Here is a 12,835-nt window from a genome sequence, read left to right on the forward strand (position 1 = left end):
CGCTAATGCGAACCGTTCGCTTAAATGAACATTCCGCCCGATGCTTCCACACGCTGCGCATTGATCCAGCCGGTCTGCGGCGACAGCAACGCCACCACCACCGGTCCGATGTCGTCCGGAAGACCAGCGCGGCCCAGCGCGGTGTTGCCCGCCACCATCTTGTTTACGTCCTGGTTGTCACGCACGTGGCCGCCACCGAAGTCGGTCTCAATCGCGCCGGGTGCCAGCGTGTTGGCACTGATGCCACGCGCGCCCAGCTCCTTGGCCAGGTAACGGCTGAACACTTCAATGCCGCCCTTCATCATCGCGTAGGCCGAACTGCCCGGCAGCGCGAAACGGGCAAGTCCGCTGGACACATTGAGGATACGGCCACCGTCGCTGATCAGCGGCAGCAGCGCCTGGGTCAGGAAGTACGGGCCCTTCAGATGCACAGCCACCAGGTGGTCGAACTGTGCCGGCGTGGTCTCGGTGAAGCCGGCATACAGGCCCTCGCCGGCATTGTTCAGCAGACCCTGCAGGCCGCTGGCACCCCACTGCTGCAGCTGGGCTTTCACAGCTGCGGCGAAGGCCTCGAAGCCCGCGCTGTCGGCCACATCCAGCGGCAACGCCGCAGCGCGGCGGCCCAGCGCTTCAATCTGTGCCACCACCTGCTGCGCGGCGTCGGCCTGGCTGCGGTAGGTGATGATCACATCGGAGCCGTCGGCGGCCAGGGCCAGCGCGGCGTTGCGGCCCAGGCCGCGGCTGCCGCCGGTGATCAGGGTGATGCGGGAGGTCGTGCTCATGACGTGCTCCTTGGTTGGGGTGCGGCCAGACTATTACCCTTGCCCGGCCCCATAAATCGCGCGATCCTGATTTGACTGTCCAACCACAGCGAACAATCCATGGACCGCCTCGACCAGTTGCGCAGTTTTCTCCGGGTGGCCGAGCTCGGCTCGTTCACCCGTGCCGCCGACAGCCTGGGCCTGCCCAAGGCCAGCGTGTCGCTGGCGGTGCAGCGGCTGGAAGCCGAGGTCGGCGTCCAGCTGCTGCACCGGACCACCCGCCGGGTGCGGCTGACCGCCGACGGCGCGCAGTACCAGCAGCGCGCCCGCGACCTGCTGGACGACATGGAAGACCTGCAGGGCATGTTCCGCCGCGAAACCGGGCAGCTGACCGGACGCCTGCGCGTGGACATGTCCAGCGGGCTGGCCCGGCAACTGGTGGTGCCGCACCTGCCGGATTTCCTCGGCCAGCATCCCGGGCTGGAGATCGAGCTCAGCGGCACCGACCGTCGCGTCGACCTGGTCCGCGAAGGCTTCGACTGCGTGCTGCGGGTCGGCCCGCTGGACGACAACACGCTGGTCGCCCGCCCGCTCGGCGTGATGCATATCGTCAACTGCGCCAGCCCGGCCTACATCGCGGCGCGAGGCATGCCGCAGACCTTGGCTGACCTGGACACGCATGCACTGATCCACTACGTGGGCACGTTGGGCCAGCGCTCGCCGGGCTTTGAGTACTTCGACGGCCAGGCCTATCAAAGCCTGTCGATGGGCGGGCCGATCACCGTCAACAGCGGTGAGGCCTACAGCGCCGCGGCACTGGCCGGGCTCGGCATCATCCAGGTGCCACGGTTGGGGGCGCGCGCAGCGATGGCGCGAGGTGATCTCGTCGAGGTGCTGCCGCAGTGCGTGGCGGAGCCGATGCCGGTGACCCTGCTCTACGCGCAGCGCCGACACCTGCCACGCCGGGTGGCCGCGTTCATGGACTGGGTGGCCGGAGTGATCCAGCCGGAGCTGGCGCGCACGGATTGATGGTTACGCCTGTTTATACGTATTCATCCGCATTCATCGCCACTTCGTGTATCTTTGCGCCATTGAAGTTGCATGGTTATATCCATTTATGCACGAAGACATCGACGCGCTGCCTGGCGAACGTCAGCAGGCCATCCTCGAACAGCTGCGCCAGAATGGCCGCGTGTTCTCAGCCCAGCTCGCTGTCCAACTGGGCGTTTCCGAAGATTCGATCCGCCGCGACCTGCGCGACCTGGCCAGCCAGGGGCTGTGCCGCAAGGTCTACGGGGGTGCCCTGCCGGCCGCCCCGGAAGCGCCGCCGCTGGTTGCGCGTCATGCGCAGCAAACCGTACAGAAGCAGGCATTGGCAGACGCTGCAGCCACCCAGGTGCGTCGTGGCGACGTGGTGCTGTTGGACGCCGGCTCCACCAACAGCGCCATTGCCGCGGCCCTGCCCGGGCACATGGCGCTGCGGGTGATCACCAATGCGCCGGATATCGCAATGGCCTTGATGGCGCGGCGTGGATTCGAGGTCAGCCTGATTGGCGGCCGGCTTGATCCACGATTGGGCGCAGCGGTCGGCGCACAGGCGCTGGAAGCCGTCGCCGCCTTGCGTGCCGACGTGTGTTTCATCGGCACCTGTGCGGTCGACGCCGAAGCCGGCCTGTGGGCGGTGGATGGCGAAGAAGCCGCGCTGAAACGGGCGCTGCTCGCCGCCAGCAGCCGCTGCATCGTGGTCGCTACCAATGACAAGCTGGGCACGCAGGCTTCGCACCGCATCGGCAGCGTCGAGCAGATCGACGTGCTGGTGGTGGAAGCTGACGCGCCCGACATCCACACCGCTGCTTTCGAACGCCGTGGCGTCGACCTGCTGCGCGCCGCCCACGTCTGAGACCTTCTGCATGACCACAACGATGATGGCGCCTGCCCAGGCGCGCGCCGAACAACACGCCACCCGCGCCGCCTTTTTGCTGCCCGGCTTCGCCACCGCCGCATGGGCCCCATTGGTGCCATATGCAAAGAACCGCACCGGGTTGGATGAAGGCACGCTCGGCCTGGTGCTGCTGTGCCTGGGCGCAGGTTCGCTGCTGGCGATGCCCATTGCCGGTGCGTTGGCTGCGCGTTTTGGCTGCCGCGCCATCATGGTGATCACGCTGCTGATGGCGATGGTCGCCCTGCCCTTGCTCGCCATTGCCCCCTCGCCGTGGGCGCTGGGCGCGGCGCTGTTCGTGTTCGGTGCCGGCGTGGGCGCGTGCGACTGCGTGATGAACATGCAGGCGGTGATCGTCGAGCGCGAAAGCGGCCGGCCGATGATGTCCAACTTCCACGCCTTCTACAGCATTGGCGGTGCCATTGGGGCAGCCGCCATCACCACGCTGCTTTCCATGCGCGTGTCGCCGCTGTTGGTGTGTGTGCTGGCCTCGGCGTTGATGATTGCGCTGCTGGCCGTTTCGGTGCGCTGGTGGCGGCGCGACCGTGCGCCGAATGACGCGCCGATGTTCGCGGTGCCGCATGGCGTGGTGCTCGCCATCGGCGTGCTGTGCTTCGTCGCCTTCCTTGCCGAGGGCACCATGCTCGACTGGAGTGCGGTGTTCCTGCACGAAGTGCAGCAGGTACCGCAGGACCGCGCCGGCCTCGGCTTCATGTGCTTTGCCATCGCCATGACCGTCACCCGCCTGCTCGGCGACGGCGTGGTCGCCAGGCTGGGCCGGCACCGCGCGATTCTGCTCGGCGCGCTGGTCGCCGCCGTGGGCTTCGGCCTGATCACCTACGCCCCACCGTTGCTGCCCGCACTGGCCGGGTATGTGCTGATCGGCCTGGGCTGCGCCAACATCGTGCCGGCCCTGTTCTCCATGGCCGGCAACCAGAAGGCCATGCCTGAAAGCCTGGCCATTCCGGCGATCACCACCCTGGGCTACGCCGGCGTGCTGGCCGGCCCGGCGCTGATCGGCTTCGTCGCCCAGGCCAGCAGCCTGGTGTTCGCCTTCACCGCCGTGGCGGTGGTGATGGTGCTGATCGGCATTACCTCCCGCTGGGTGCGGGTGTAATCAGCGGTGCGCCAGCGCGTAGTCGATGGCGGCGCACACCGCCGCGACCTGCGCGTCGTTGCACTGCTGCGGGGTCGCACGCGGGCTGTCCGGATAGACCTCGGTGGTGGTGGTGAACTTCGCGCCGGTAATGCTGGCGCACAAGCCCAGGCGCTTCAGCGGGTATTCGATGACACCCGGAGCCACCACCGGTGAACCGATGATCTCGCCCTTTTCGTCGGCCGGGGCGATGTGGGTCACCTTTTCCACTTCGGCGTTCACCGCCTGCTGGAACGCCGGCTGCGGGTTTTCAGTGTCGTCCACCAGATAGAACCCATCCGGAATGCCACCCGGCTCGAACGGCTTGCCATCGCGCGCGGCCAGTGCCGGGCGGAACTCGGTTTCGTCGGTGTCGGTGGTTTCGTGCAGGTCGATATGCAGCACCATGCGGTCGCGCACCGGTTCCACCAGCGCCATCAATGCGGCCGATTCGGCGGCCGGGCTGTCGGCGACGAACGAGCGGTTCGGGTCAATGGCCAGCGCATTCCAGCGATTGATGCGCTCGAAGCCCCACGGGTTCACTCACGGGGCCACGAGGACGTTCGCCTTGCCAGCGTAGTCCTTGGCGCGCTGCGCCAGGAACTGCAGTGCGCCCTCCACGCCGCTGGTTTCATAGCCGTGCACACCGCCGGTGACCAGCACGCTGGGCAGCGCCGGGTTCCACTCGCGGCTGCGCAGGGCAAACAAGGTGTACTGGTCGGGGGCGTAGTCGAGTTCGCCGTACGGCACGACATCGAAGTCCGTGCCCAGTGCCTGGACCTTGCTCACCACTTCGTCAACATAGCTGCGCTGCTTCGGCTGCCCTGCCCGCCACTGCGCCCTCTCTTCCGCGCCCCAGGCCTGGCCGGGGGTACCGATGGGGTAGAAGCGGGAAAGGGTCATGGCAAGTCTCGCAGGGATTTCAGGAGGGCAGATGATAGCGCGGCGGTGTGGCGGCGACCTATTGGGTGCGCCGCACGCGCGGAGCTTGGGATGGACGAACGCGCGAACGTCCGGACACTCGAAACCTGCTGCACTCGTGATACTTCTGGGTGGTAGGGTCGCTCGCAAGACGACCGCCGTGAAACTGCCAACGTCCGGTAAGGCATTGAAATCAACGAAACGCTGACACTGGCCGCGCGCTGGCCGCCGGGATTGCCCATCGCCCAAACTACCCAGCCGTGATTTTTGCCTCTTCGCTTTCCGGTCATGAGCTAAAGAACGCCCAACGCTTCACTGCAGTCGTCTATCGAACGACTCTACCTACCTTCGTCCGGCATCAACGGATTCGCGGCACGCGCACCATGCGCCACCGCGATCAGAAAACTCTGACCTCAATGTAGGAAAACCACGCGTCGCTCCCCCAATTCCCCACTTTGCCAAATTTGGCGACTTCCACCCATTGACGCCACCCTCACGATTCGTTCATAAACGCACCCTGCACTGCGCACACGCGCTACAGGGGTTCCACACCTGCTGACGTCTGTTCTGGCTGCCAACCGGCGGCCCGGCGAACTGCGGCCGGTTGAAATCACCCCCTGCAGCGATGCGCCGCACCGGACTGCATCCAGGGGATTGAGTAATGCGAATGAACGCTGCCGATCGGACCGCCAGGCAACCTGCCTGGAGCCGCGCCCTTCATCTGCTGACCGCCGTCAGCCTGCTGATGCCGCTGGCGGCACACGCGCAAATCGTGCCCACCTGGCGCGAGGAGTACGACAAGCGGCTGAAGTACGGCGATCTGGTCGAACCGCTGAAGGGCGAGATCTTTGGCGAGAAGGTCAACCTGTATGACGGCTCGGTCAGCCTCAGCGCAACCGATATCACGGTGCCAGGTAACAACGGCCTCGCTGTCTCGCTGGGCCGCAGCCTGGCGGACTTCGCAGGCGACGTGACCGAAAACCAGTTCGCCAACTGGTCGTTGGACGTACCGTCGCTGTCCGGTGTGTATGGCGACCTGCCAGAAACCGCCCAAGTGGGTTACTGGGCACCCGCCGCGCGCTGCTCCACCGTGACCGCGCCACCCACGCTGAAGGTGTGGAACTACCGCAGAACCCAGCAGATCAACTTCGATGCACACACCTACTGGGACGGCGTGCGCCTGAGCTTGCCCGGCGGCAACGGCGAAACCGTGCTCGCGGGCAGCGGCGATGCGCGCCAACCAGTCCCCCAAATGGGTCAGCCGACGCCATGGAACACCAAGGGCGGCTGGTTCTTCTCGTGCTTGGGCGCACTCAAGAGCGGCCAACCGGGCGAAGGCTTCCTTGGCCACGCACCAGACGGCAGCAAGTACTACTTCGACTGGATGGTCGTCCGCAGCAACAAATCCGCGTCGTTGCAACCCTACGACGTCAACACACATGCCACGCTGGACCGGAAGAAGGTCTATCTCTACCCCTCCCAGATCGTGGACCGGTTCGGCAACTGGGTCCGCTACCAGTGGAATGACGGTCGCCTCGAAAGCATCACCTCCAGCGATGGGCGCAGCATCACCCTGACCTTTGATGCACAAGGTCGCATTGCCTCCGCCTCAACTGCCGGCCGCAGCTGGACCTATGGCTACTCCGAATACGGACAATTGCAGTCGGTCACACTGCCGGACGGCACGGCCTGGACCTACAACCTGCCCAGCGTCACGGTGACCCACAAGCGCCCCGAATACACAGGCCAGGATCCGTCTGCGTACATGGACAATCCCGAGGTCTGCGCCAAGGTCAACAAGATCGTAGAGACCGAGGTGGCGGTCAGCATCGGACACCCGTCGGGTGCCAGCGGCACCTTCGCGTTCCGCCCGTTCCGCCACGGCCGCAAGAACGTGCCCTTCGACTGCCAGACCTCCGGTGATGAAGGCCTGATCGCCGACGGCTGGAACATGTCGCCCGTCTATCGCGATGCGATGTCGCTGGTAACCAAGACCATCAGCGGTCCCGGCATGCCCACCGCGCAGTGGACCTACCAGTACGCCAACCTGGGGGGCCGCTACGACCGCGACCTGACCCAGGCCACTGCGCCGCTGTTCCCGGTCGGCCAATCCGAACCCAAGATCACCATCGAAACCCTGCCCGATGGCGTAATCAAAACCTACGAGTTCGGCAAGGAAGTGGCATACAACGACGGCATGCTGCTCGGCACCACCACCAGCAGCGGCGGCACCGTGGTGCGCGTGGACCGCAACAACTACTACCCCGATGCCCAGCTTCCCAGCGCGCCGTTCCCGCAGGCCGCCGGCCGCAACCTGAAGTACGGAGCCACCGAACTGGGCGAGCACCTGAACCGCCCGGTGCAGAGCACCACCATCCAGCAGGATGGCGTGCTGTTCACCCGTCAAGTGCAGACGTTTGATTCGTCGATCCGCGAAGTCGGCGTGGTGGAATCCAACAACGCTGGCTTCAGCCGCAGCAGCAGCACCGATTACTACGACAACCCGCAGTTGTGGGTGCGCGGGCAGACCGCGCGCAGCATCGTCAACGGCATCGAGCAGTCGCGGACGGAGTTCGACGGCAACACCGCCCAGCCGCTACGCGCCTACAGCTTCGGCAAGCTGGCCCAGCAGGTCAGCTACGCCGCCGATGGCACCGTCGCCACGGTCACCGATGGACGCGGCAACACCAGCCACCTCTCCGCCTGGAAGCGCGGCGTTCCGCAGCAGCTGCGACTGCCCCCAACGCCCGAAGCACCCAACGGTGCCACCCGCCAGGTAGAGGTGGACGAAAACGGCTGGATCACCGCGCTCACCAACGAAGTCGGTGCAACCACCCGCTACACCTATGACAGCATGGGCCGGCTGCGCACGCAGCAGTTCCCCACGGGCGACAGCGTGGCCTGGAACGGAGCCACGCTGGACCTGCAGCGCCTGGGCGCTGCCCAGTACGGCGTGCCTGCCGGTGCCTGGAAACACTCGCGCACCTTGGGTGGGCTGCGTACCGATACCTACCTGGACGCCATGTTCCGTCCGGTGCTGGTCACCCAAAACCTCAACAACGCCTTGGACAGCGCCACCGTCACCCGCTACGACAGCAGCGGCAAGACCGTGTTCGCCTCCTACCCAACCCGCCAGCTGAGCGACATCAATCAATCCCTGGCAGGCACAACCACCCAGTACGACGCACTGGGCCGCCCCAGTATCGTGCGCCAGACCTCGGAGCTGGGCGACCTGGTCAGCAGCACCGAGTACCTGGGCAACCTCACGGTGCGCAGCACCAACCCGCGCGGACAGGCCACCACCACCCGCCACCAGACGTACGACCAACCTACCTACGAGATGCCGCTGACCATCCAGCATCCCGAAGGCGTGGTCACCGACATCCAGCGCGACAGCCTGGGCAAGCCGCTGGCCATCACCCGCCGCAGTGGCGACGGCAGCCAATCGCTGACCCGCCGTTACGTGTATGACGGCTACCAGCAGCTGTGCAAAACCATCGAGCCGGAAACCGGGGCCACCCTGCAGGACTACGACGCCGCCGGCAACGTGGTTTGGTCTGCCGCCGGCACCGCCCTGACCAGCACCACCGCCTGCAACCAAGCCGAGGGTCTGGCCAGCGGCCGCGCCGTACAGCGCAGCTACGACGCACTGAACCGCTTGCAGCAGCTGGCCTTCCCGGACAACCGTGGCAACCAGAGCTGGAGCTACACCGCCGACGGCCTGCCGGCGGAGATCAGCACCACCAACGACCCGGCCACCCTTCCGGTGGTGAACCGTTACCAGTACAACCTGCGCCGTCTGCTGACGGCCGAAACCCTGCAGCACAGTCAGCTGGGCACCGTGAGCTTCGGTTACAGCTATGACGGCAACGGAAACCTTGCCGGGCAGACCTACCCCGGCGGTGCCACTGTGGCCTATCAGCCCGACGCGGCCGGCCGCGCCACTACCGTGGGCAGCTACGCCCAGCAGGCCAGCTACTACGCCAACGGGGCGCTGGCCGGCTTCGTGTACGGCAACGGCATAGCGCACACCATGACCCAGAACGCACGTGGCCTGCCCGAGCGCAGCCGCGACGCTGGGGCTGGTGGTGCCGTGCATGACGACAGCTACGACTACGATGCCGCCGGCAATGTGCTGGCGATCTCCGACGGCCTGCCCGGTGCGCCTGGCAACCGCGACATGAGCTATGACGGCCTGGATCGCCTGCGCGCGGTCACTGCGGCCAGCTTTGGCAACGCACTCTACGAGTACGACGCGCTGGACAACCTGCGCCGTGCCAAGGTCGGCAGCCGCGACCGCACCCACTACTTCGACCCGTCCAATCGGCTGGTCAACGTGATGGATACAGGTACCGGGGCCACCGTGACCGGCCTGAACTACGACGTGCAGGGCAATCTGTCCGTGCGCAACGGCCAGACCTTCAGCTTCGACTACGGCAACCGCCTGCGCGAAGTAGCCAGTACCGAGCGTTACGAATATGACGCTCATGGCCGCCGGGTGAGGTCGCTGGGCAACGACGGGGCCATCTATTCGTTCTACGACAACGGCGGCGTGCTGCGCTACCAGCGCAACGAGCGTACGGGCAAGAAGACAAATTACATGTACCTGTCCGGCAGCCTGGTGGCACGCGTCAATGACGCGGCGGCACCCAGCGTGCCGGCCCTCAGCGCACCCGGCTACATCACCCAGGGCAGCGTCACCTTGACCTGGACCGCAGCCGGTGCCGCCAACCGCTATGAACTGCAGCAACTGAGCGGCGGCAACTGGGTTGGGCTGTATAACGGAACCGCCCTCACCTATGTGGCCAGCAATCTGCTCACCGGCAGCTACCAGTTCCGGGTGCGCGGTTGCCGCGAGGTGTGCGGCGACTGGAGCAACATCGCGGCCGTGGCCGTGGAATTGCCGCCCAGCGGCGTGCCGACCGTGACCACCCCGGCCACCGCCTACAACGGCAGCTATACCGTCAGCTGGACGGCCTCCGACGGCGCGGCCACCTATGAACTGCAGGAAAGCGCCAACGGCGGCGGCTGGACGCTCCTGCAGAACACCGCCGCCCGCTCGCTGTCCATCAGCGGCAAGCCCGCCGGCAGCTACGGTTACCGTGTGCGGGTCTGCAATCCGGTGGGCTGCACCGGCTATAGCGCGACCGCCACCACCGCCGTTGTGTACCCGCCAACCGCTGCCCCCAGCCTCAGCGCCCCTGCCCGCGTGGGTCCGGGCAGCATCGGCATCGGCTGGAACGCCATCGCCGGCGCAACCCGGTACACCCTGCAGGAGAGTGCCAATGGCGCGGCTTGGGTGACCCTGTTCGACGGCAACGCCACCTCGTACGCCACACCGGCACGCGGCGTGGGCAGTTACGCCTATCGCGTTGCGGCCTGTAACGGTGCGGGCTGTAGTGGCTGGTCTGGCAATGGCAACGTCACCGTCGTCGGAGCACCGACGCTGGAGCCTGTGATCAGCGCGCCTGGACTGGTAAACGTCACCGACTACGCCTTCAGTTGGAGCACCCCGGCCAACACCGAGTACTTCATCCTGCAGGAAAGCGCGAATGGTGCTGGCTGGGTCACTCTGCTGGCCGATGGCCGCACGTCGGTTGGCCTCGGTCGCGGCAACGGCAGCTACGGCTACCGGGTGCAGGCCTGTAACTTTGTTGGCTGTGGTCCTTGGTCCGGCATTGCCACCGTCACGGTCTCACTGCCACCGCCGGTGCCGACGATCTATGTAGCCAACTGGCTGACTACCACCACTGCGCCGTATCGGGTTTCTTGCGACGTTGGCTGGTACCCGACTGCGACCGCCACGGAATACCACCTTGAGCCCGACACGGGCGGTCGACGCCTGTATACCGGCCCCAAGTCCTATGTTGCGTCAAACACCAATGCGTACTGCTCGGCGCGATTGAGGGTGCGCGCCTGCAACGCAGGGGGGTGCTCTGACTGGTCCCCGATCTACACCGCGACCCGTGGCGTCTACGAGACCAACTGATGAACGCGATCAAGAACATGAGCATGCTGATGCGCGGGTTGCTGGTACTGGTGCTGGCGGCAGGGATGCTGCCGGCGACCCAGGCGGCCGAGACCGTTGAGTACATCCACACCGATGCGCTGGGCTCCCCGGTGGCGGTGACCGATGCCAATGGCGTGGTGATCGAGCGGACCGTCTACGAGCCATATGGCGCGGTGGTGGGTGGGCAGGTTAAGGACGGACCGGGGTATACCGGGCATGTGTCTGACTCGGCTACGGGGTTGAGTTACATGCAGCAGCGGTATATGGATCCGGAGATGGGCGTGTTCCTTTCCGTCGATCCAATTACTGCCCACGGACAACCTGTGGTGAACTTCAATCGCCACAGGTACGGCAACAGCAATCCCTATCGTTTCACCGATCCCGACGGCCGAGACGGTTGGGACAGTTTCGCGACAGGCTACTCACACGGCGTAATGGATGCGCACTATGATCAAGCCAAGCATCCCTTCAAAGCCGGCTTAGAAGAGCAGGCAGGCTATGCAATTGGAGCTGCAATTGTTCGCGGCGGAAAATCTCATGGCGGCATCCGAGTACCGACAGTTCGAATCCAGAAGTCAATCGCACCAATCACCGGAAAGGCACAGTCCACAAAGTCCGGAGGTGTGGAAACTGGTCACGCCGCGACCAGCCAACGAATAGCCAACGCCGAGGCAGAGAGACCAGATGTCGCGCAAGTCAGCATGAATCAGAGAATCAGCACTGTCACTGGTGGCGAGGTAAAATCCTCCCTGCGTCCAGATGTTGCATCAGTTCGCACGGATGGAAAGATTGACGTCACGGAGGTACTATCTGGAAAGCAGGAGGCAGCCGCGACCGCATCCAAGTACAAGAACGCACTGGGCGACAAAGCCGGAAATATCCAGTGCGTTTCACAAGATCACTGTTGAGGGCGATATAATGAGCGAGTTCGACCTAGACAATAAACACCCGATACCAGACTTGGGCGTTATTGATGTGAACTCAGTAAAGAAGGATGCCGGGGCCGAGTTACACATCGTCATTGCCACCCCGCTTCAAGCAGATGAGAGATCATTGGAGCGACTTATTCGGAAGATCGAAGCGTATCTTGGATACATTCAATCTGATGAGTACTCGAGGCAATGCGGCACCCCCTCTGCATCCACCACAAGGATTGTGGTTGACATCCACCCTGAATCTGATCGTATGGCCTTTGAATTGCTGAGCAGGAGTCGAGACTGGGTAACGGATAATGGTGCGACGCTCGTTGTCGCACCTCTCGATCTGACTCCATTGCAATAGTTTTCCCTTGAAGCATCGGTATTTTCTAGGGAATACCTGAACTAATCTGCCCAGAATGAACAGACGAGTTCACCCGGACTTCAAGCAAGCAATCAGACTACTCGACAAAGGTCAGGCGCGCGGCGCACTCGAGCTCGCCGAACGCCTGGTAGCGTCCGCCAACGAGATGGGCCGCCTTGATGGTCATATCTGCCGGGGAATGGTTTACGAGGACGGGGGCATCGATCTGGAGCCCGACTTCGGGAGAGCAATGGACAGCTATCGTAGAGCGTCGCTGATGGCACCTTGTGCCTACACCTTCATACATCTTGCCCGCATGTCCATGAAGATGAAGAACTATCCTGAGGCGCTTCGATTCCTCACCATATCAGAGGACTACGAACAGACTCCCGAGGTACTTCTTGGGTTCGGCCTTTACCATGAAGCACATTTACCTGAAGGCGCATCCGCGGCAAAATCGTATTTCGTCAAGGCAGCACTTAGGGGGCGCTTTGCCGGATTCTTCGGGTATTCAAGAGTCGCACGCAGCATCGACCAGAACTTCAGGGCGCTCGGCATGGACTGCATGAGGATAGCTTCGGGCCCATTTATTGCGCTCGCCATCGGTCTACGAGCACGGTATCAGTTCTAGCACCCTAGCGGCGCGCCATGCGCGTCCCCTGCTGACCTTCAACGACCGCCCCGCCCAGATGCACGGCCAGTACCCCGGCCACATAAGCACGGGTATGATCCAGCCGATATGGGCCTCCGGTCAGATGAAGGGCTGAAGAACGATGATTCCTACGGCG

8 protein-coding genes and 1 pseudogene are annotated in these 12,835 nt (G+C 64.4%); 7 read left to right on the plus strand and 2 right to left on the minus strand.

The genetic code is table 11. The features are described from left to right. Nucleotides 1–20 precede the first annotated feature (20 nt). Nucleotides 21–782: an SDR family NAD(P)-dependent oxidoreductase gene (locus PDM29_RS18460; RefSeq protein ID WP_311191496.1), complete on the minus strand. Its 762-nt coding sequence runs from the start codon at nucleotides 780–782 to the stop codon at nucleotides 21–23. A gap of 99 nt (nucleotides 783–881) precedes the next feature. On the opposite strand from PDM29_RS18460, the gene PDM29_RS18465 reads away from it, so the two are divergent. The 3 genes from PDM29_RS18465 (at nucleotide 882) to PDM29_RS18475 (ending at nucleotide 3,817) form a co-directional block, all read left to right on the plus strand. Continuing rightward, nucleotides 882–1,790 (plus strand): LysR family transcriptional regulator, encoded by a 909-nt coding sequence (locus PDM29_RS18465; protein WP_311191497.1) that lies wholly within the window; start codon nucleotides 882–884, stop codon nucleotides 1,788–1,790. 88 nt (nucleotides 1,791–1,878) lie between these two features. Next, nucleotides 1,879–2,661 (plus strand): DeoR/GlpR family DNA-binding transcription regulator, encoded by a 783-nt coding sequence (locus PDM29_RS18470; protein ID WP_311191498.1) that lies wholly within the window; start codon nucleotides 1,879–1,881, stop codon nucleotides 2,659–2,661. Between the two features lie 25 nt (nucleotides 2,662–2,686). Beyond that, on the plus strand, nucleotides 2,687–3,817 hold the full coding sequence (locus PDM29_RS18475) for an MFS transporter (protein ID WP_311193834.1): 1,131 nt from the start codon (nucleotides 2,687–2,689) through the stop codon (nucleotides 3,815–3,817). On the opposite strand, the pseudogene PDM29_RS18480 reads toward PDM29_RS18475, so the two are convergent. Further along, nucleotides 3,818–4,738, minus strand: a pseudogene (locus tag PDM29_RS18480) (M14 family metallopeptidase). A 685-nt stretch (nucleotides 4,739–5,423) separates the two neighbouring features. On the opposite strand from PDM29_RS18480, the gene PDM29_RS18485 reads away from it, so the two are divergent. Genes PDM29_RS18485 through PDM29_RS18500 form a run of 4 tightly spaced genes read left to right on the plus strand, consistent with a single transcriptional unit; the run spans nucleotide 5,424 to nucleotide 12,678 of the window. Further along, nucleotides 5,424–10,745 carry a wall-associated protein gene (locus tag PDM29_RS18485; RefSeq protein ID WP_311191499.1) on the plus strand — a complete coding sequence of 1,774 codons (5,322 nt, stop codon included), beginning with the start codon at nucleotides 5,424–5,426 and terminating at the stop codon, nucleotides 10,743–10,745. Beyond that, nucleotides 10,745–11,674 (plus strand): RHS repeat domain-containing protein, encoded by a 930-nt coding sequence (locus tag PDM29_RS18490; RefSeq protein WP_311191500.1) that lies wholly within the window; start codon nucleotides 10,745–10,747, stop codon nucleotides 11,672–11,674. Before PDM29_RS18485 ends, PDM29_RS18490 begins: the two co-directional genes overlap by 1 nt. 10 nt (nucleotides 11,675–11,684) lie before the next feature. Next, nucleotides 11,685–12,047, plus strand: a complete 363-nt coding sequence (locus PDM29_RS18495) for a DUF6572 domain-containing protein (protein WP_311191501.1) — start codon at nucleotides 11,685–11,687, stop codon at nucleotides 12,045–12,047. A 55-nt stretch (nucleotides 12,048–12,102) separates the two neighbouring features. Next, nucleotides 12,103–12,678: a hypothetical protein gene (locus tag PDM29_RS18500; RefSeq protein ID WP_311191502.1), complete on the plus strand. Its 576-nt coding sequence runs from the start codon at nucleotides 12,103–12,105 to the stop codon at nucleotides 12,676–12,678. Nucleotides 12,679–12,835 lie beyond the last annotated feature (157 nt).

It is taken from the genome of Stenotrophomonas oahuensis, from assembly GCF_031834595.1.
Classification (GTDB): Bacteria; Pseudomonadota; Gammaproteobacteria; order Xanthomonadales; family Xanthomonadaceae; genus Stenotrophomonas; species Stenotrophomonas oahuensis.

Excerpts from the sequence above, each read along its gene's own strand:
- PDM29_RS18475 (WP_311193834.1), top strand. The coding sequence starts at position 2,687 with ATGGCGCCTGCCCAGGCGCGCGCCGAACAACACGCCACCCGCGCCGCC.
- PDM29_RS18460 (WP_311191496.1), bottom strand. The coding sequence starts at position 782 with ATGAGCACGACCTCCCGCATCACCCTGATCACCGGCGGCAGCCGCGGC.
- PDM29_RS18465 (WP_311191497.1), top strand. The coding sequence starts at position 882 with ATGGACCGCCTCGACCAGTTGCGCAGTTTTCTCCGGGTGGCCGAGCTC.
- PDM29_RS18490 (WP_311191500.1), top strand. The coding sequence starts at position 10,745 with ATGAACGCGATCAAGAACATGAGCATGCTGATGCGCGGGTTGCTGGTA.
- PDM29_RS18500 (WP_311191502.1), top strand. The coding sequence starts at position 12,103 with ATGAACAGACGAGTTCACCCGGACTTCAAGCAAGCAATCAGACTACTC.
- PDM29_RS18470 (WP_311191498.1), top strand. The coding sequence starts at position 1,879 with ATGCACGAAGACATCGACGCGCTGCCTGGCGAACGTCAGCAGGCCATC.
- PDM29_RS18485 (WP_311191499.1), top strand. The coding sequence starts at position 5,424 with ATGAACGCTGCCGATCGGACCGCCAGGCAACCTGCCTGGAGCCGCGCC.
- PDM29_RS18495 (WP_311191501.1), top strand. The coding sequence starts at position 11,685 with ATGAGCGAGTTCGACCTAGACAATAAACACCCGATACCAGACTTGGGC.